Origin of the sequence: Pseudarthrobacter sulfonivorans, from assembly GCF_001484605.1 — a bacterium.
GTDB classification, from domain to species: Bacteria; Actinomycetota; Actinomycetes; order Actinomycetales; family Micrococcaceae; genus Arthrobacter; species Arthrobacter sulfonivorans_A.
Map to the genome: position 1 here is coordinate 2,388,947 of NZ_CP013747.1, position 17,943 is coordinate 2,406,889.

Consider the following 17,943-nt stretch of genomic DNA (forward strand, 5'->3'; position numbering starts at 1 on the left):
TGGGTGCATGGCAACCGCAGAGAACTTTGTCTTAGCGATCGGGACCAAAAAAGGCCTCTGGCTGGCCACCAGCCAGGACCGGAAGCAATGGTCCTTCTCCGGCCCGCATTTCCTGATGAGCGAAATCCCCAGCATCGGGATCGACACACGGGACGGCCGTACCCGGATCATGGTGGGCGTCAGGTCCGAGCACTGGGGCCCCACTGTGGCCCATTCCGATGACCTCGGCGCCACCTGGACCGAACCTGAACAGGGCGCCATCACGTTTCCCGAAGACACCGGCGCGGCCGTGGAGCGCATCTGGCAGATCTACCCGGACGCAGAGTCGCGGCCAGGGGTGGTATGGGCAGGTGCCGAACCGATTTCGGTCTGGAAATCCACCGATGGCGGCGAGCATTTCGAACTCAACCGCGGGCTATGGGACCACCCTCACCGCAGCGACTGGGGTGCGGGCTACGGCGGCGCCGCCGCCCACTCCATCGTGGTGAATCCGGCCGGGGACAACGTCCACGTCGCCATGAGCACCGGCGGTGTGTACCGCTCGCTCGACGGCGGTGAGTCCTGGGAGCCCCGCAACAAGGGTATTTCGGCCTACTTCATGCCGGACCCCAATCCTGAGTTCGGCCAGTGCGTCCACAAGATCGCGGCGGATGCTGCCGTGGAAGGACGGCTGTACGCGCAGAACCATCACGGCGTGTACCGCACGGATGACAATGGCGAAAACTGGAACTCCATCGCCGAGGGACTTCCGGCCGACTTCGGTTTTGTGATGCTGACGCACCCGCGCCGGGAAGGAACCGCCTGGGTTGTGCCGCTCAAGGCCGACGGCGAGCGGATCCCGCCCGAAGGGAAGCTTGCCGTGCACCGAACGGACGATGCCGGGGCCACCTGGAAGCGCCTGGATACGGGCCTGCCCAAGGGGGAGTACAACAGCGTCCTCCGCGACGCCGCGGGCGTGGATTCATCCGAGCCGGCCGGCGTCTACTTCGGAACGCGCGGCGGCACCGTGTACGCCAGCGCGGATGAAGGGGAGACGTTTGCTGAGGTTGTCAGCCATCTCCCCGACGTCCTGTGTGTCCGCGCCGCCGTAGTCTCTACGGCTGGACTGCCGGTTCCGGAAACGGCAGCGGCCCGCGGTGCCTGACATCAGCGTGGTACTACCCAGCATCCTCCAGCCGCTGGCCGGCGGCCAGTCCATCCTGACTGCGCCCGCCGACGGGACGGTGACGGTGGGAAGCCTGCTGGATTCGGTGACCGGGGATTACCCGGTGCTGGCCAGGCGGCTGCGGGACGAAACCGGGGCGCTTCGCCGGTACGTGAATATTTACGTTGCCGGTGACGAGGTGCGCCGGCTCCAGGGCCTGGAAACCGAGGTGTCGCCCGGCCAGGAGGTACTGGTTATCCAGTCGGTGGCCGGAGGTTAGGGCCGAAGTATCTCTCGGGCGGTCCGGCGGGCAGTCCTGACTGACTGCGCCCGTCGTCGTCGTGCAAGACTCCGGAGTACAAGATTCAAGGGTGCAAGATTCCGCAAGTGGTGCTGCGCCAGCGGCCCAACACGCGGTCAGGCAATCCGCCAGACGCTGCATTCGTCCGTATTGATCGCTTTCCGCGAGCCGGTGTGATGGTCCATGATCCAGACAACGCCGATTCCCGGTGCTGTCTCCTGGACCCGGCCACGGCGGATGACCACGTCGTCGTAGCTGGGGCCTACGGAGAGGCGGGCCTCGATTTCATCACCGCGGTGGAGCTGGTCCAGGGCGCGGACTCTTGTTACATGGGCTTTGGCTTCCTTCAACATGGGGGCCTCCTGGCTGGAGCTGGTGCCTGCGCTTGCCGGCACTTCCAGTGTGGCTGGGCAATGTTGCGCCCTGGTTTCCTCAACGTTAGGAGCCGGTTAGTTCTCCGCGATCGATACGTTTCCGCCGGCGGCAGGCGTCGCCGGCTAAGGTGCCAGCTGGTCACCCGGCTGCTGCACCCGGAACCACCGATAGCCGTAACGGCCCAGTTCAACGGTGAAGCCGCCGTCGGGCTCTAGCGGCACGTTGCCGCCGTCGAGCACGTCCAGCAGGGTGGCACCCTTATACGCCCGCTTCGGCGCATCCTCGCCGCCGACCTTGCCGGTGACCTTCACTTTCCCCGTGCCGAAATGGTGGAGCAGCACCATGGTGGCCCCGTCCGAGGTGCAGGTGTGGGCGAAGACCGCCGGCTCGGGCTGGTCGATCACCACGAACTCACCCCAGCCCAGTTCCGGCGACTCGCGATAGCGCTGGATCAGCCTGGCCATAAAGTTCCAGAGGGAATCAGGGTCCCGTTTTGCGGCCGCCGCGTTGACGTTCTCCGGACCGTAGTCACCGCGGGCCAGAGGGGCAACCAGATCGGATGCCTTGGCGCTTGAGAAGCCGCCGTTCTTCGTGGCGTTCCATTGCATGGGGGTGCGCACAGCGGCCCGACTTTTCTGGCGAAGGTCCTCGCCCATGCCGATTTCCTCGCCGTAGAAGAGGACCGGGGTGCCGGGCAGCGAGAACATCAGCGAGTACACCATCCGGATCCTTTCGGCGTCACCGCTGAGCATCGGCGGCAGCCTGCGGCGGAGTCCTCGCCCATAGATCTGCATGTTCTTCTCGGGACCGAAGGCGGCGAATACCTCCTGCCGTTCGGCGTCGGTGAGCTTGTCTAGCGTGAGCTCGTCGTGGTTGCGGACGAACATGGCCCACTGGTTGTCCGGATGCAGCGGTGGACGGCTCTTCAGGTTTTCCGCCATTGGGCGGGCGTCCTGGCGGGCCAGGGACAGGTAGAGGTGCTGCATGGTCATAAAGTCGAACTGCATGTTCAGTTCGTTGCCCGCGGTGCCGCCGAAGTATTCCAGCTGCTCCTTGTAGGGCAGATTGACCTCGCCGAGCATCACCGCGCTGCCGTTGCGTCGGCCCAGGAAGCTGCGGAGCGCGCTGAGGTACTCGTGCGGGTCGAGTTTGGCGGCCTCGTCCTTGGGCTGGCCCCGGGTCTCCAGGAAGAACGGCACGGCGTCCAGCCGGAAGCCGTCCAAGCCGAGCTCAAGCCAGAGCCCCATGGCCTTGGCGATCTCGTTCCGGACCTTGGGATTGGTCACGTTCAGGTCCGGCTGGTGCTCGGCGAACATGTGCAGGTACCACTCGCCGGTGGCGTCGTCCTTGGTCCACAGGGACGTCTGCTCGCCCGGAAAGACCACCTCGGAGGACGTGTCCGGGGGTGTATCCGCTCGCCAGACGTAGTAGTCCCGGTACGGGCTGTCCTTCGACTTCCTGGCCTCCACGAACCACGGATGCTGGCTGGAGGTGTGGTTGACCACAAAGTCGGCGATCACCCGCATGCCCCGGTCCTTGGCGCCGCGGATGAACTCCACGAGGTCGCCCATGGTTCCCAGCCGCGGATCCACCGTGAAGAAATCCGTCACATCGTACCCGTCGTCGCGGTCCGGCGACGGGTAGAACGGCATCAGCCAGATGCACGTGACGCCGAGCGCCGCGAGGTAGTCCACGCGCTGGGTGAGGCCGGCGAAATCGCCGGTTCCGTCGCCGTCGTCGTCGAAGAAGGTCTCCACGTCCAGGCAGTAGATGACGGCGTTCTTCCACCAGAGGTCCGAGGTTTCGGCGATCCTCACGCTGAAGCCTCCTGCACACGTGAACCGGGATGGGCCGTGCCGCGCAGCTGCGGCAGGACGCCGGCGCCGAACGCGTCGATGAACGGCGCCTGGTCCTGGCCCACAAAGTGCAGGTACAGCTCGTCGAAGCCCAGCGCGGCGTAGCCGGCCAGCCACTCGGCGTGCTGGTCGAGGCTGGCGGAGATGTTCACCGATTCCCGCACCGGGTCCTCGCCCACGTGGCCGCTGACGCCGTCGAAATGGGCGGCGGTGGGCAGGTCCCACGGCACAGGAGGGGCGAAGGTGTTGGTCCGCCACTGGTCCAGGGCCGTGGCCACGGCATCCTCCTCCCGCCGCGCCCAGGACAGGTGAACCTGCAGGACGGCCTTGCCCTGGCCACCGTTGTCCCGGTACGCGGCCAGCATGCGCGTGAGCTTCTCCGGCGGCTGGTTCACCGTCACCAGGCCGTCCGCCCAACCGGCGGCACGGCGTGCCGTCTCCACGCTGATGGCCGGGGCGATCAGCGGCGGAGGCGGCTGCGGGACGTCCCAGATCCGGGCCTGCTCAACGGTTACCAGCCCGTGGTGGGTCACCACCTCGCCGCGGTGCAGGCGGCGGATGATGTCCACGCATTCCTCAAGCCTGCGCTGCCGTGTTTCCTTGGGCGGCCAGGCTTCGCCCGTGACGTGCTCGTTCATGTTCTCGCCGCTCCCCAAGGCCATCCAGAAACGGCCCGGGAACATGGCCGCCAGCGTGGCCGAGGCGTGGGCGGTGACGGCGGGGTGGTACCGCTGGCCCGGTGCAGTCACCACGCCAAATCGGAGGTCTGTGGTAGCCAGCGCGGCGCCAAGCCAGGACCACGCGAAGCCGGAATGGCCTTGCCGGGCGGACCACGGTTCAATGTGGTCCGAGCACATGGCAGCGTCAAAGCCTGCCTGCTCCGCGTGCTGAACGTCCTTGAGAAGCTGCCCAGGGCTGATCTGTTCATGCGAGGCGTGAAAGCCGACGGTGACCATCGTTAAGGTCTACAGGCCCGCGCCGTGCGGTGTCGAGGCTTTCAGCTGGGCTCTTGCTGAAACAGGCCTACCGCTGGCGGGCCTCCCGGGCAAGAATGGGCACTATGCAACTTCCCGTGATGCCTCCCGTCCCGCCCATGCTCGCCAAGGCCGTCAGCGGAATGCCCGACGGGGCCCTCAGCTATGAGCCCAAGTGGGACGGGTTCCGGTCCATCATTTTCCGCGACGGCGATGAGCTGGAGATCGGCAGCCGCAACGAAAAGCCCATGACCAGGTATTTTCCTGAGCTCGTGGAAGCCCTGAAGGAAAACCTGCCGCCCCGCTGTGTGCTGGACGGCGAGATTGTCCTGGTGGGGGCATCCGGTGACCGGCTGGATTTCGATGCCCTGCAGCAGCGCATCCATCCTGCCGCCAGCCGCGTCAAGCTCCTCGCCGAACAGACCCCCGCCAAGTTTGTGGCCTTTGACCTGCTGGCCCTGGGCGACGACGACTACACCGGCCGGCCCTTCGCCGAACGGCGGGCAGCGCTGGAAAAGGCGCTGGCGGGCAGCAAGGCTCCCGTCCATCTCACGGCGGCGACCCAGGACAAGGCCACCGCCGAGCAATGGTTCCAGCAGTTCGAAGGTGCAGGCCTGGACGGGATTGTGGCCAAGCCGCTGGAGGGGAGCTACCAGCCGGACAAACGCGTGATGTTCAAGGTCAAGCACGAACGTACGGCCGATTGTGTGGTGGCCGGCTACCGCGTGCACAAGAGCGGACCGGACGCGATCGGCTCGTTGCTGCTGGGCCTGTACAAGGACGACGGCGGCCTGGCCAGCGTGGGCGTGATCGGCGCCTTCCCGATGAAGCGCCGGCAGGAGCTGTTCGAGGAACTCCAGACGCTGGTCACGGACTTCGACGGACATCCCTGGGCCTGGGCCAAGCAGGCGGAAGGCGAACGGACGCCGCGCAACGCGGAGGGGAGCCGGTGGAGCGCGGGCAAAGATCTGACTTTTGTGCCGCTCCGGCCCGAACTGGTGGTGGAGGTCAGGTACGACCACATGGAAGGTGAGCGCTTCCGGCATACCGCCCAGTTCTCGCGCTGGCGGCCGGACCGGGATCCCGAATCCTGCACTTACGCCCAGCTGGAGGAGCCGGTGAACTTTGACCTGGCGTCGGTGCTGGAGACCGGCCGGCCGCAGGCGCCCAGTTCACCGTAGGCACCCAACCCGCCGCCCGCCGTCGTACTTTTTGCTGGCGGAATAGCCCACTTTTCAACAGGGAAAGCCCGCCATTTGGGGGAATGGCGGGCTATCCGGTCTCAAAATTGGGCTAGTGCGTTACTTCAGGCCGAGCTGCTTGGTGGGGACGTTGAACGTCTCCTTGGCCGTCAGGGCGGAGATGGCCGAGATGCCGCAGATGACGGCGGTGAAGATGCTGATCTGGACCCAGCCGCCGGGCTTGATGCCGCCCATCGCCGCCACAATGGCCGGGGCGAACCCTGCCATCAGGAAGCCCAGCTGGGTGCCGATCGCCAGGCCGGAGAAGCGGACCTTGGTACTGAACATCTCGGCGTAGAAGGACGGCCAGACCGCGTTGGAGGCCGCGTAGCCGCAGGAGAAGAAGCCGATGGCCGCGAGGAACATCAGCGGGATGCTGCCGGATTCCAGGCTGAGCAGGAACACCGGAGTCAGGATGGCGCTGGCCACGGCACCGTAGATGAAGACCGGTTTGCGGCCGATCTTGTCGGCGAGCTTGCCGAACAGCGGCTGGGTGCCCAAAGCGACCAGGTTGGCGCCGACCACCAGCCACAGCGTGGTGGTGCCGTCAACTCCGGCCACGGTCTTGGCGTAGCTGATGGCGAGCGTGCCGAACACGGTGGAGACGGCGGCGATGAAGGCACAGCAGACCACGCGCAGCACGTCGCGCCAGTGGTCCTTGAGGAGGTCGGCGACCGGCAGCTTGGAGATTTGGGCGGTCTTCTGGGCTTCCTCGAACGCCGGCGGCTCATGCAGGGTGCGGCGGATGAAGAACGCAACAAGAACGACGACGGCGCTGAGCCAGAACGGGACACGCCAGCCGATGCCGTACTTGATCTCGTCCGGGAGTGCCAGGACGGGGATGAAGACGAGGGCGGCGAGGATCTGGCCGCCCTGCGTGCCGGTGAGGGTCCAGGACGTGAAGAAGGAGCGGCGGTTGTCCGGTGCGTGTTCCAGCGTCATGGATGATGCGCCGGCCTGCTCGCCCGCTGCGGAGAGGCCCTGGCAAAGCCGCGCCAGCACCAGCAGGGCCGGAGCCCACCAGCCCACGGTGTTGAAGTCGGGCAGGCAGCCGATCAGGAACGTTGAGGCGCCCATCAGCAGCAGCGTGAACATCAGGACCTTCCGCCGGCCCACCCGGTCACCGAAGTGGCCCAGGATAACGGCGCCCACCGGCCGTGCCACGTAGGCGAAGCCGAAGGTGGCGAAGGACATCACGGCCGCGTTGGCGCCGGCGTCCGGGAAGAACACCGTTGGGAAGATCAGGGCGGCGGCGGAACCGAAGATGAAGAAGTCGTAGTATTCGACGGCGCTGCCCAGGAAGCTGGCGAGGGCTGCCTTCTTTGGCGTCCCGGACGGGGCAACGGTGCCCGGCCCCGCGGACGGAAGTGTCTGGCTCATGGAGTTCCTTAGGTGTGACGACGTTGTCGCGGATGGATCTGGAGGGTCGCAGCCGCAGCTGCCTGTGTGGAGGCTTGGTGCGGTGCGGCTGGAGTCCGTTGAAAGACCCGGACTAGTAGCCACATGGTGGGAGCTACTTGTGCGATACAGCAATGATGGCTGTGAGCGCAGTCACTTGTCAAGAAAATAATCACCATCTAGAAATAGTTCCCACGATGTGGCAACATCGACGTATGAGTGTGAATCAAACCACAGTGCCCGACGACCTCGCCGCTGAGCCCAAGACGCCCAAAGCTGACCGTACGGACATGGTGGGCAAGGCCCTGGGCCTGCTGGTCCTCCTGGGCGACGAGCCGCGCGGCGCCAGCGCCGCGGAGATCTCGCGGCGCGCCGACCTCCCCTTCAGCACCACATACCGCCTGCTGGGATCTCTGACGCGGGACGGGTTTGTGGACTATGAGCCGGACGGCCGCCGCTACCATCTGGGCCTTCGAATCTTCCAGCTCGGCCAGCGCGTCTCCAACCATCACGGATTTGCCGGCACGGCGCTGCCGGTCCTGCGCCGCGTGACCGAGCAGACGGGGGAGGCCACCATCCTCAGTGTCCGCGACGGCCACCGCCACCTCACGGTCAACAAGGTGGACGGCCCGCAGACCTTCCGCGTCACCAGCGATCCCGGGCATCTGGGCGCCCTGCACGCGACGGCCGTGGGCAAGGCGCTGGTGGCTTTTGCCGAGGATTCGGAGCGTGCGGCGCTGCTTGAAGAGCTCGAGCTGGAACCCCTCACCGAACACACCATCACAGACCGTGCCGCGTTCCGGGCGGAGATCGAGAAGGTCCACCGGCAGGGATATGCCGTAATGGACGAGGAGAACGAGAACGGCATGCGCGCCGTGGCTGTGCCGCTGCTTAATTCACAGGGCCACGCGTTCGCCTCCCTGGCCACCGCCGTTCCCGTGTTCCGCCTCAGCATGGAAGCCCTGCTGGCACATGTGCCCCTGCTGCAGGAAGCCGCGGCAGAGCTGGCTGCGCGCTTGCCGCAACGGTAAAAAAGCCTTGAAATGTTCGTATGTAGAACAAGCGTGCGAGAAGTGAACAAGTGTTGTACTGTAATCCCTATCACCCGACCCGCCGCGGACGCCTTGAGCGCCACCGCCCGCCGGGTGCCGTATCAAAGGAGCTGCCCGGATGAGCAATCGAACTGAGTCCTACCTTGTGGGACTGGTCGGCGACGGCGTCATGCCGTCACTCACTCCCCCCATGCACGAACGCGAAGGCGATATGCAGGGCCTGCGCTACCTCTACCGCCCCATCGACCTGCTGGAGCTCGGACTCTCCGGCGAAGCCGTGGGGGACCTGCTCAAGAGTGCCCGCAGCCTGGGCTTCAACGGCCTGAACATCACCCATCCGTGCAAGCAGCTTGTCCTGGCGCACCTGGACGAGGTCTCGCCGGATGCCCTCAGGCTCGGCGCCGTCAACACGGTGGTCATCGAGGACGGCCGTTTCATCGGGCACAACACCGACTTCTCCGGCTTCGCCGCCGCGCTCGCCTCCGGCCTCCCGGGTGCCCGGCTGGACCGCGTTGTCCAGCTTGGCGCGGGAGGCGCCGGTTCCGCCGTCGCCTATGCCCTGCTCACTGCCGGCGTGAAGGCGCTGGACCTGGTGGACGTGGACCCCGCCCGCTGCGCGGCTCGCGCCGCAGAGCTGGCCGGCTTCTTCCCGGGCAGCACCGTCACAGCGCGTACGACGGCGGAGCTGCCGCAGCTGATGCCCCTGGCCGACGGTCTGGTGCACTGCACGCCCGTCGGCATGGCCGCCCACCCGGGCGTCCCGCTGGACCTGGACCTGCTGGAATCCCGGCACTGGGTGGCGGACATCGTCTACCGGCCCATCGAAACGGAACTGGTCCTGGGTGCCCGCGCCAAGGGCTGCGAGGTCCTGGATGGCGGCCGCATGGCCGTGGGCCAGGCGGCTGACTCGTTCCGGATTTTCACGGGACTGGAAGCCAACGCGGACCGCATGCGCAGCCATTTCCTGGCGCTCGTGGCCAAGGAAGGGGTGGCGGCCTGATGCGCACCGGAATCGCCACGGTATGCCTCTCCGGCACCCTGAAGGAAAAGATGCAGGCCTGCGCCATCGCGGGCTTTGACGGCATTGAAATCTTCGAACCGGACCTGGTCACGTCGCCGCTCCCGCCCGAGGACGTCCGCAAGATGGCGGCCGACCTTGGCCTCACGCTGGATCTTTACCAGCCGTTCCGCGACTTCGACAGCGTGTCCGGGGACCTCCTCACCGCCAACCTCCGGCGCGCCGAAGCCAAATTCAAACTCATGGCGCGGCTGGGCATGGACACCATCCTGGTCTGCTCCAACGTGGCCACCGCCAGCATCGACAGCGACGACCTCCGGGCGGAACAGCTCGGCCAGCTGGCTGCGCTGGCGGGGGACCACGGCGTCAAGGTTGCCTACGAGGCCCTGGCCTGGGGCAAGTACGTCAGCGACTACGAGCACGCCCACAAGCTGGTGGAAGCCGTGGACCACCCCAACCTGGGCACCTGCCTGGACTCCTTCCACATCCTGTCGCGCAACTGGGACACCGCCCCCATCGAGGCCTTCAGCCCGGACAAGATCTTCTTCGTCCAGGTGGCAGACGCCCCCAAACTCTCCATGGACGTCCTCTCCTGGAGCCGGCACTACCGGGTCTTCCCGGGCGAGGGCCAGTTCGATCTCGCCAAGTTCATGGGCCACGTGGTCCGGGCCGGGTACAGCGGCCCGGTGTCGCTGGAGATCTTCAACGACGTCTTCCGCCAGTCGGACGTGGAGCGCACGGCCGTCGACGCCATGCGCTCGCTCATCTGGCTGGAGGAACAGAGCGCCAAATGGCTGGACGCTGCTTCCGACGCCGGGACGGGCACTGGCGCTGCTGGCACCCCGGCCCCCGGCCGCCGTCGTTATCCCATGGAACTGGCCACACTCCCACAGGTGGCCGAACCCGCAGGCTACAACTTCGCCGAAGTCAGGGCCGCGGACACCCAGGGGCTGGAAACGGTCCTGGGCCAGCTGGGCTTCGAGTTCAACGGCCGGCACCGCACCAAGGACGTGCAGCTCTGGAGCATGGGTCACGCCCGGGTGATCATCAACGAGGCCGCACCGGCAGACGGGGACGGCGCAACGGGGGATGCGTCGCCCGCCATCGCCGCACTGGGGTTCGACGTCGCCTCCCCGGTGATTGCCGCCGCCCGCGCCCAGCAGCTGAAGGCCCCCGCGGTCCCGCGCAAGAGCCAGGCCAACGAGGAGGTGTTCCAGGGCTTCGCCGCCCCGGACTCCACCGAGATCTTCCTGTGCCAGGGCACTTCCGACGGCACCGCAGCGTGGACCAGTGAATTCGGAGAGGGGCTGGAAAATCCCACCGCCGGCCCCACCGCTGTGATCGACCACGTCAACCTGGCGCAGCCGTGGCAGCACTTCGACGAGGCCGTCCTCTTCTACACGAGCGCACTGGCGTTGGAGCCCCAGCCGTTCGCGGAGGTCCCCAGCCCCACCGGCCTGGTCCGCTCGCAGGTCATGGCCACCGGGGACCGCGCCGTGCGGCTGGTGCTGAACCTGGCGCCGCTGAACCAGCAGCGCAAAACCTACCAGGAGCACATCGCCTTCGCGGTGGATGACCTGGTGGCCACCGCCAGGGACTGCAGGGCCCGCGGCCTGGAGTTCCTGCAGATCCCGGCGAACTACTACGAGGACCTGGACGCACGCTTCGGGCTGGCACCGGACTTCCTGGCCACACTGCAGGAGCTGAACCTGCTGTACGACCGGGACGCCGACGGCGAATTCCTCCACTTCTACACGGCCACCGTGGGCAGTGTGTTCTTCGAAATGGTGGAACGCTGCGGCGCCTACGACGGCTACGGCGCTCCCAACGCCCCCGTGCGGCACGCAGTCCAGTACGACCACCTGCAGCACCGGTAAGACAGCACCACCAACGCTACTCAGCAGCAGCAACAACCACCTAGCAGCAACAACCAGAGAAAAGGAGGCCGCAGTGGAGACACAGCAGGATCTCAGTGCAGAGATCGACGCCCTGGGCGATGCCTACGCGCGGGCGCTCAAGGACGGCGCCCCGGCCGAAACGCAGCCCCGGCTGGACTACGCGCCCTACCGCAGCAGCATCCTGCGGCACCCCACCAAAAGCCTGCACCACGCGGACCCGGAAACCATCGAGCTCTACTCGCCGGCGTTCGGCCACCAGGACGTGCACGCGCTGGAAGCGGACCTGACCATCCAGCACAACGGCGAACCCCAGGGCGAGCGGATCATCGTGGCCGGCAAGGTCCTGGACGGTGACGGCCGCCCGGTGGCCGGGCAGCTCGTGGAGATCTGGCAGGCCAACGCGTCCGGCCGCTACATCCACAAGCGTGACCAGCACCCGGCGCCGCTGGACCCCAACTTCACCGGCGTGGGCCGCTGCATCACCGGCCCCGACGGCTCGTACCGGTTCACCACCATCAAGCCCGGCGCCTACCCGTGGAAGAACCACGTCAACGCCTGGCGGCCGGCCCACATCCACTTCTCCATGTTCGGCACGGAGTTCACCCAGCGGATCGTCACGCAGATGTACTTCCCCGGCGACCAGCTCTTCCCGCTGGACCCCATCTACCAGTCCATCGTGGACCAGGACGCCCGCGACCGGCTCGTGGCCAACTACGACCACAACCTGACCGAGCCCGAATGGGCCCTCGGCTACAACTGGGACATCGTGCTGACCGGCTCCAAGCGGACCTGGACCGAAAACGAGGCGCTCGGCGCAGCAGGAGACGAGGAATAACGTGAGCACAACCACCAAGCTTGTTCCCACCCCCGGCCAGACCGTCGGCCCGTTCTACGGCTACGCCCTGCCGTTCGTGAAGGACAACGAACTCCTGGCGCCCGGCTCGCCCGGCTCCATCCGCCTCCAGGGCACCGTGTATGACGGCGCGGGGGAGACCATCCCGGACGCCATCCTGGAGATCTGGCAGCCCGACGCCGACGGCAGTATCGTGCAGCAGACCGGTTCCCTGGTCCGCGACGGCTACACCTTCACCGGCTGGGGCCGCGCTTCCGTGGGCCACTCTGGCGTGTACACCTTTACCACCCTGAACCCCGGCCCCACCGAATCCGGTGCCGCACCCTTCATCTCCGTGGCCGTGTTTGCCCGCGGCCTGATGAACCGCCTGTTCACCCGCGTATACCTGCCGGAGAACGAGGAAGCCCTGGCCAAGGACCCGCTGCTGAGCTCCCTGGACCCGGAGCGCCGCAAGACGCTCATTGCCCGCCGCGATCCCGACGGCGGACTCACCTGGGACATCCGCCTGCAGGGCGAGGGCGAAACAGTCTTCCTGGACTTCCAGTGACGGACGCCGCCGGCATGGAAGGTACGGGCCACTTCGGAAGCGCTGCGGACGGCGACGTCGGCCTGCTGAGTCCTGTCTCGGCGTCGCCCCTGGTGACGGCGCTGACCGGTGACCGCGCCGTGCTGGCGGCGATCCTCGCCGTCGAGTCCGGCTGGGCCGCCGTGCTGGAGAAGGCGGGCCTGGCGCCTGCCGGTTCTGCCGCCGTCGTGGCCTCCGCCGCCGAGGCGGGCCGATACGACGCGGCAGACATCGCGCTCCGGGCCCAGGGCGGCGGCAACCCCGTCATCCCGCTGCTGGCAGATCTGCGCAAGCATGTCACCGCGCTCGATGCCGGCCGTGTGGGTGCCTTGAAGGCGGTCCACACCACGCTGACCAGCCAGGACGTGCTGGACACAGCCCTGATGCTGCTCGCCCGCAACACGGTGGAGGCGGTGCTGGCAGACCTGAAATGCACGACGGCGGCGCTCGCTACGCTGGCGGAACAGCATGCGGACACGCTGGGCGTGGGCAGGAGCCTGACCCAGCATTCCCTGCCCTTTACGTTTGGGCTGCGGGCAGCGCAGTGGTTCCAGGGGCTGGCCGCCGCCGGCCGGCAGCTGGGCACCGTGCAGTTCCCGGTGCAGTTCGGCGGGGCGGCCGGAACGTTGGCCGCCGGAACCGTGCTGACCGCAGGCTCCTCCACCAACCCCTTTGGCCTGGCCGACTCGCTGGCCCGGCAACTGGGCCTGGCCGCAGCCCCGGCACCATGGCACACGAACCGGTTGGCCGTCACGGCGCTCGGCAATTCGCTGGCCTCGGTGCTGGACGCCGCCGGCAAAATCGCCACGGACGTCCTGTTCCTGAGCCGGCCCGAGGTGGCTGAACTCGCCGAACCGCGCGCCGCAGGACGCGGCGTATCCTCGGCCATGCCGCAGAAGCAGAACCCGGTGTTGTCGGTCCTCATCCGCGGCGCCGCCCTCCAGGCGCCCCAGCTGGTGGCCCAGCTGCACCTGGCCGCAGCCAATTTCAACGACGAACGCCCCGACGCCGCCTGGCACACGGAATGGCCGGCCCTGCGCCAGCTTCTCCGCCTGGCACTCGGCGCTGCCGGACACCTCCGGGAACTTGTCGAGGGCCTGCACGTTTACCCCGACGCCATGCGCCGCAACCTGGACCTTGCCGGTCCGCTGCTCCTGGCCGAAGGCGTGGGCGCCGCAGTGGCCCCGCTGCTGACCGAACAGGATGGCCGCAGTGGCAAAGAGCAGCTGCAGTCCGTGGTGGACCGGACGCTCCAGACGCCCACCGCCGAACAAGGCACCACCTACCGGCGGCTGCTCCGCGAGGCCGTCCCGGCGGGCGTGCTCACCGATCTGCGGCTCGCCGAACTCCTGGAACCGGCCAGCTACCTGGGCCAGGCAGCCGAAATCTCGCGCCGCATCCTGGCCGCCTACTCCGACTTTTCAACACCTACCCAGAACGGAGCCAACCGTGGCTAAACCGACCCTGAAGGCAGTTCTGCTTTCACCTGAACGGGCTTTTGGCGATCGTCCCCTGCTGGTGGTTGGACCCTCCTTGGGTACGTCCTCCGTCCTGTGGTCCGACACGGCCACCCTGCTCGGCAACGACTACGATGTGGTGGCCTGGGACCTCCCCGGCCACGGCGTCTCACCCGCCGCCACGGAGACGTTCGACGTCGCCGCGCTGGCGGATTCAGTGGTGGAGCTGGTGGACTCGATCGCGCCGGGCGAAGCCTTCCACTACGCCGGGGTTTCGCTCGGCGGCGCCACCGGCCTGCAGCTGGGCATCAAGCACGGCGAACGCCTCAAGAGCCTGTCCATCCAGTGCACCGGGGCCAAAATCGGCACCCCCGAAGCCTGGCTGGAACGCGCCGAAACCGTTCGCAGCCAGGGCACTCCCGTGATGATCCAGGGCTCCGCACAGCGCTGGTTCGCGCCGGGCTTTATGGACCGTGAGCCCGAGCGGAGCAGCCGGCTCCTGCACTCCCTCCGCGACACCGACCGCTTCAGCTACGCCTTCTGCTGCGAAGCCCTGGCAGGCTTCGACGTCCGTGCCGAACTCGGCAGCATCACCGTCCCCACGCAGGCGGTTGCGGGCGCGGCTGACACTGTTGTGCCGCCGTCGTTCGCGGAAGAAATCGTTGACGGGATTACCGCCGGCGGCGGCACGGCGAATGCCGTGACGCTCGAGGGAGTGGCGCACCTGGCCCCCGCCGAGGCGCCCGCCCACGTTGCCGAACTGCTGCGGACCCTCATCACCTGGAGCGAATCCCGCGGGGCAGCCAAGTGAGCGGCGCAGCCCCGAACGGGGGAGAACGGAACGGCGTCGTCCAGCCCGATGCCACCAGCCAGGAGATTTACGAAGGCGGCATGGCGGTCCGGCGCGAGGTGCTGGGCGCCGCGCATGTGGACCGGGCCAACGCCAACAAGGACGGGTTCACCGAGGATTTCCAGGACATGATCACGCGGATCGCGTGGGGTGGCATCTGGACCCGGCCGGGCATCTCACGGCAGATGCGCTCGGCCGTGACCATCACCGCGATGGTGGCGCACGGGCACTGGGAAGAGCTGGCCATGCATATCCGCGCGGCCCTCACCAATGGCCTGAGCAGGGATGAGATCAAGGAAATCCTGCTCCAGACCGCCATCTACTGCGGGGTTCCGTCCGCCAACACCGCTTTCAAGACCGCCCAGCAGGTTTTTAAGGAAATGGACAACAACTCATGAACCAGGCCTTTATCTACGACGCCGTTCGCACGCCTTTCGGCAAGTTCGGCTCAGGCCTTGCCGGTGTCCGCCCGGATGACCTTGCCGCGCACGTGATCAAGGAATCCGTGAAGCGTGCCCCTGGTCTGGACCCCGAGCGGATCGACGAGGTTGTCTTTGGCAACGCCAACGGCGCCGGCGAGGAGAACCGCAACATCGCCCGGATGGGCACGCTGCTGGCCGGCCTGCCGGTCTCGATCCCGGGCACCACTGTGAACCGGCTCTGCGGCTCGTCACTCGACGCGGCGATCATCGCCTCGCGCCAGATCAACGCCGGCGACGCCGAGCTGATGCTGGTGGGCGGCGCAGAGTCCATGTCCCGCGCCCCCTGGGTCCTGCCCAAGACGGAGAAGCCCTACCCGGCCGGGGACATGACCCTGGCCTCCACCACGCTGGGCTGGCGCCTGGTGAACAAGGCCATGCCCAAGGAGTGGACCATTTCCCTGGGCGAGGCCACCGAACGGCTCCGCGAGAAGTACGGCGTGACCCGCGAGCAGCAGGACGAGTTCGCCGCCAACTCGCACAACCTGTCCGCCGCCGCCTGGGACGAGGGCTTCTACGACAACCTCGTCGCCCCGGTCCCGGGCACCGACCTGGTCCGCGACGAAGGCATCCGCGCTGGCTCCTCGGCGGAGAAGCTCGCCGGGCTGAAGACCGTGTTCCGCACCGAAAACGGCACCGTCACCGCCGGGAACGCGTCCCCGCTGTCCGACGGCGCCTCCGCGGCCTGGATCGGCAGTGAAGCTGCCGCCGGGCTGCTCGGGCTCGAACCGCTGGCGCGCATCGCGGGCCGCGGGGCGCACGGAAACGATCCGCAGTTCTTCGGCTACGCCCCGGTGGAGGCCGCGAACAAGGCCCTCGCGAAGGCGGGCATCGGCTGGGACCAGGTGGGCGCCGTCGAACTTAACGAAGCGTTCGCAGCGCAGTCCCTGGCGTGCATCAACGCCTGGGGCATCGACCCGGCAATTGTGAACCGGCACGGCGGCGCGCTCGCCATGGGCCACCCGCTGGGCGCGTCCGGAACCCGGATCCTGGGCACCCTCGCCCGGAGCCTGCAGGCCTCCGGTGAGCGCTGGGGCGTCGCCGCGATCTGCATCGGCGTCGGCCAGGGCCTCGCCGTTGTCCTCGAAAACGTAACTGCAGGAAAGGCATAAGCGATGCTGACATTTGTTGATTCCGTAAACGAGGCCGTGTCCGGCATCAAGGACGGCTCCACCGTGATGATCGGCGGGTTCGGCAACGCCGGCCAGCCGTTCGAGCTCATCGACGCGTTGATGGACTGCGGCGCCAAGGACCTGACCGTGGTGAACAACAACGCCGGACAGGGCGACCAGGGCCTGGCGCTGCTGATCAAGGAAGGCCGGGTGAAGAAGATGATCTGCTCCTTCCCGCGGCAGTCCGATTCGTGGCACTTCGACGCCAAATACCACGCCGGCGAGATTGAGCTGGAGCTCGTGCCGCAGGGCAACCTGGCCGAGCGGATCCGCGCCGCCGGCGCCGGCATCGGCGGGTTCTTCACGCCCACCGGCTACGGCACCATGCTGGCCGAGGGCAAGGAAACCCGCATCATCGACGGCCGTGGCCAGGTGTTCGAGACACCCATACACGCCGACGTGGCACTGATCAAGGCCCTGAAGGCCGACGGCGTGGGGAACCTTGTGTACCGCAAGACCGCCCGGAACTTCGGCCCCATCATGGCCGCCGCCGCGAAGCACACGGTGGTCCAGGTGTCCGAGATCGTGCCCACCGGCGGTCTCGACCCCGAGAACATCGTGACCCCCGGAATCTTCGTCAACAGCATCGTGAAGGTGGCCTGAACATGAGCGCACAGACCAACAGCCAGGCCAGTATTCAGACGTCCGACAAGCCCCTCGGCCGCGATCAGCTCGCCGAACTCGTGGCCCGCGACATCGCGCCCGGCTCGTTCGTGAACCTCGGCATCGGCCAGCCCACTTTGGTCTCCAACTACCTCAAGCCGGAGCAGAACATCACGCTCCACACGGAGAACGGCATGCTGGGCATGGGTCCGGCGGCTGAAGGGGACGACATCGACGGCGACCTCATCAACGCCGGCAAGATCCCGGTCACGGAGCTGCCGGGGGCCTCCTACTTCCACCACGCGGACTCGTTCGCGATCATGCGCGGCGGCCACCTGGACATCTGCGTGCTCGGCGCGTTCCAGGTCTCGGCAACCGGTGACCTCGCCAACTGGCACACCGGCGCCCCGGACGCCATCCCCGCTGTGGGCGGCGCGATGGACCTCGCCACCGGCGCCAAGGACGTGTTTGTGATGATGACGCTCCTGACCCGCGAGGGCGCGTCGAAGATCGTGGAAGCGTGCACGTACCCACTCACAGGCGTGGGCTGCGTGACGCGCGTGTACACGGACAAGGCCGTCTTCCTCACCGGGCCCGACGGCGTCACTGTCCGTGAGACGTTCGGTTGCACCTTCGAGGAACTCCAGGACCTGGTGCCCGTCCCGCTCAAGTCAGCCGCCGCCGTCGTTGGTTGAGCCTGTCGAAAC

Annotated in this window: 18 protein-coding genes; 14 read left to right on the forward strand and 4 right to left on the reverse strand. The window is 67.3% G+C overall.

Going from position 1 to position 17,943, the window contains the following annotated elements:
- The first annotated feature begins 7 nt into the window (after window positions 1-7).
- On the forward strand, window positions 8-1,144 hold the full coding sequence (locus AU252_RS10690) for a WD40/YVTN/BNR-like repeat-containing protein (RefSeq protein ID WP_205630666.1): 1,137 nt from the start codon (window positions 8-10) through the stop codon (window positions 1,142-1,144).
- Window positions 1,137-1,424 (forward strand): MoaD/ThiS family protein, encoded by a 288-nt coding sequence (locus tag AU252_RS10695; protein WP_058930693.1) that lies wholly within the window; start codon window positions 1,137-1,139, stop codon window positions 1,422-1,424. Before AU252_RS10690 ends, AU252_RS10695 begins: the two co-directional genes overlap by 8 nt.
- 137 nt (window positions 1,425-1,561) lie before the next feature.
- Here AU252_RS10695 and AU252_RS10700 read toward each other — a convergent pair whose 3' ends face one another.
- From AU252_RS10700 to AU252_RS10710, 3 genes are all read right to left on the reverse strand, one after another.
- The gene (locus AU252_RS10700) at window positions 1,562-1,798 is read right to left on the reverse strand and encodes a hypothetical protein (protein WP_056341782.1); all 237 of its coding nucleotides are present in this window, start codon (window positions 1,796-1,798) and stop codon (window positions 1,562-1,564) included.
- Between the two features lie 144 nt (window positions 1,799-1,942).
- The gene (locus tag AU252_RS10705) at window positions 1,943-3,637 is read right to left on the reverse strand and encodes an alpha-amylase family protein (protein WP_058930694.1); all 1,695 of its coding nucleotides are present in this window, start codon (window positions 3,635-3,637) and stop codon (window positions 1,943-1,945) included.
- Window positions 3,634-4,632: a TIGR03885 family FMN-dependent LLM class oxidoreductase gene (locus AU252_RS10710; protein ID WP_058930695.1), complete on the reverse strand. Its 999-nt coding sequence runs from the start codon at window positions 4,630-4,632 to the stop codon at window positions 3,634-3,636. Before AU252_RS10710 ends, AU252_RS10705 begins: the two co-directional genes overlap by 4 nt.
- A 104-nt stretch (window positions 4,633-4,736) precedes the next feature.
- Between AU252_RS10710 and AU252_RS10715 the strand changes: the two genes are divergently transcribed.
- The gene (locus tag AU252_RS10715; protein ID WP_058930696.1) at window positions 4,737-5,831 is read left to right on the forward strand and encodes an ATP-dependent DNA ligase; all 1,095 of its coding nucleotides are present in this window, start codon (window positions 4,737-4,739) and stop codon (window positions 5,829-5,831) included.
- A 120-nt stretch (window positions 5,832-5,951) separates the two neighbouring features.
- Here the strand turns inward: AU252_RS10715 and AU252_RS10720 are convergent, their stop codons facing one another.
- Window positions 5,952-7,271, reverse strand: a complete 1,320-nt coding sequence (locus tag AU252_RS10720) for an MFS transporter (protein WP_058930697.1) — start codon at window positions 7,269-7,271, stop codon at window positions 5,952-5,954.
- Window positions 7,272-7,504: 233 nt separating this feature from the next.
- On the opposite strand from AU252_RS10720, the gene AU252_RS10725 reads away from it, so the two are divergent.
- The 11 genes from AU252_RS10725 (at window position 7,505) to AU252_RS10775 (ending at window position 17,931) form a co-directional block, all read left to right on the forward strand.
- Window positions 7,505-8,320: an IclR family transcriptional regulator gene (locus AU252_RS10725; RefSeq protein ID WP_058930698.1), complete on the forward strand. Its 816-nt coding sequence runs from the start codon at window positions 7,505-7,507 to the stop codon at window positions 8,318-8,320.
- A gap of 139 nt (window positions 8,321-8,459) precedes the next feature.
- The gene (locus tag AU252_RS10730; RefSeq protein ID WP_058930699.1) at window positions 8,460-9,341 is read left to right on the forward strand and encodes a shikimate dehydrogenase; all 882 of its coding nucleotides are present in this window, start codon (window positions 8,460-8,462) and stop codon (window positions 9,339-9,341) included.
- Window positions 9,341-11,236 carry a bifunctional sugar phosphate isomerase/epimerase/4-hydroxyphenylpyruvate dioxygenase family protein gene (locus AU252_RS10735; protein ID WP_058930700.1) on the forward strand — a complete coding sequence of 632 codons (1,896 nt, stop codon included), beginning with the start codon at window positions 9,341-9,343 and terminating at the stop codon, window positions 11,234-11,236. Before AU252_RS10730 ends, AU252_RS10735 begins: the two co-directional genes overlap by 1 nt.
- A 73-nt stretch (window positions 11,237-11,309) precedes the next feature.
- A complete protein-coding gene (gene pcaH / locus AU252_RS10740; RefSeq protein WP_058930701.1) occupies window positions 11,310-12,092 on the forward strand; it encodes a protocatechuate 3,4-dioxygenase subunit beta in 783 nt (260 codons plus the stop codon).
- Between the two features lies 1 nt (window position 12,093).
- The gene (gene pcaG, locus AU252_RS10745) at window positions 12,094-12,657 is read left to right on the forward strand and encodes a protocatechuate 3,4-dioxygenase subunit alpha (RefSeq protein ID WP_058930702.1); all 564 of its coding nucleotides are present in this window, start codon (window positions 12,094-12,096) and stop codon (window positions 12,655-12,657) included.
- Between the two features lie 14 nt (window positions 12,658-12,671).
- Window positions 12,672-14,132 (forward strand): lyase family protein, encoded by a 1,461-nt coding sequence (locus tag AU252_RS10750; protein ID WP_058932885.1) that lies wholly within the window; start codon window positions 12,672-12,674, stop codon window positions 14,130-14,132.
- Window positions 14,125-14,943, forward strand: coding sequence for an alpha/beta fold hydrolase (locus AU252_RS10755; RefSeq protein ID WP_058930703.1), 819 nt, complete (start codon window positions 14,125-14,127; stop codon window positions 14,941-14,943). Before AU252_RS10750 ends, AU252_RS10755 begins: the two co-directional genes overlap by 8 nt.
- Entirely contained in the window at window positions 14,940-15,380 is a 441-nt protein-coding gene (pcaC, locus tag AU252_RS10760) for a 4-carboxymuconolactone decarboxylase (RefSeq protein WP_099093385.1), read from the forward strand. The genes AU252_RS10755 and pcaC overlap by 4 nt, the downstream gene beginning before the upstream one ends.
- Window positions 15,377-16,573, forward strand: a complete 1,197-nt coding sequence (locus tag AU252_RS10765) for a thiolase family protein (protein WP_058930705.1) — start codon at window positions 15,377-15,379, stop codon at window positions 16,571-16,573. Before pcaC ends, AU252_RS10765 begins: the two co-directional genes overlap by 4 nt.
- A gap of 3 nt (window positions 16,574-16,576) precedes the next feature.
- Window positions 16,577-17,236 (forward strand): 3-oxoacid CoA-transferase subunit A, encoded by a 660-nt coding sequence (locus AU252_RS10770; protein WP_058930706.1) that lies wholly within the window; start codon window positions 16,577-16,579, stop codon window positions 17,234-17,236.
- Between the two features lie 2 nt (window positions 17,237-17,238).
- Window positions 17,239-17,931: a 3-oxoacid CoA-transferase subunit B gene (locus AU252_RS10775; protein ID WP_058930707.1), complete on the forward strand. Its 693-nt coding sequence runs from the start codon at window positions 17,239-17,241 to the stop codon at window positions 17,929-17,931.
- Window positions 17,932-17,943 lie beyond the last annotated feature (12 nt).

Excerpts from the sequence above, each read along its gene's own strand:
- AU252_RS10725 (WP_058930698.1), top strand. The coding sequence starts at position 7,505 with ATGAGTGTGAATCAAACCACAGTGCCCGACGACCTCGCCGCTGAGCCC.
- AU252_RS10700 (WP_056341782.1), bottom strand. The coding sequence starts at position 1,798 with ATGTTGAAGGAAGCCAAAGCCCATGTAACAAGAGTCCGCGCCCTGGAC.
- AU252_RS10735 (WP_058930700.1), top strand. The coding sequence starts at position 9,341 with ATGCGCACCGGAATCGCCACGGTATGCCTCTCCGGCACCCTGAAGGAA.
- AU252_RS10750 (WP_058932885.1), top strand. The coding sequence starts at position 12,672 with ATGGAAGGTACGGGCCACTTCGGAAGCGCTGCGGACGGCGACGTCGGC.
- AU252_RS10710 (WP_058930695.1), bottom strand. The coding sequence starts at position 4,632 with ATGGTCACCGTCGGCTTTCACGCCTCGCATGAACAGATCAGCCCTGGG.
- AU252_RS10720 (WP_058930697.1), bottom strand. The coding sequence starts at position 7,271 with ATGAGCCAGACACTTCCGTCCGCGGGGCCGGGCACCGTTGCCCCGTCC.
- AU252_RS10730 (WP_058930699.1), top strand. The coding sequence starts at position 8,460 with ATGAGCAATCGAACTGAGTCCTACCTTGTGGGACTGGTCGGCGACGGC.
- AU252_RS10770 (WP_058930706.1), top strand. The coding sequence starts at position 16,577 with ATGCTGACATTTGTTGATTCCGTAAACGAGGCCGTGTCCGGCATCAAG.
- AU252_RS10715 (WP_058930696.1), top strand. The coding sequence starts at position 4,737 with ATGCAACTTCCCGTGATGCCTCCCGTCCCGCCCATGCTCGCCAAGGCC.
- AU252_RS10690 (WP_205630666.1), top strand. The coding sequence starts at position 8 with ATGGCAACCGCAGAGAACTTTGTCTTAGCGATCGGGACCAAAAAAGGC.
- AU252_RS10775 (WP_058930707.1), top strand. The coding sequence starts at position 17,239 with ATGAGCGCACAGACCAACAGCCAGGCCAGTATTCAGACGTCCGACAAG.
- AU252_RS10765 (WP_058930705.1), top strand. The coding sequence starts at position 15,377 with ATGAACCAGGCCTTTATCTACGACGCCGTTCGCACGCCTTTCGGCAAG.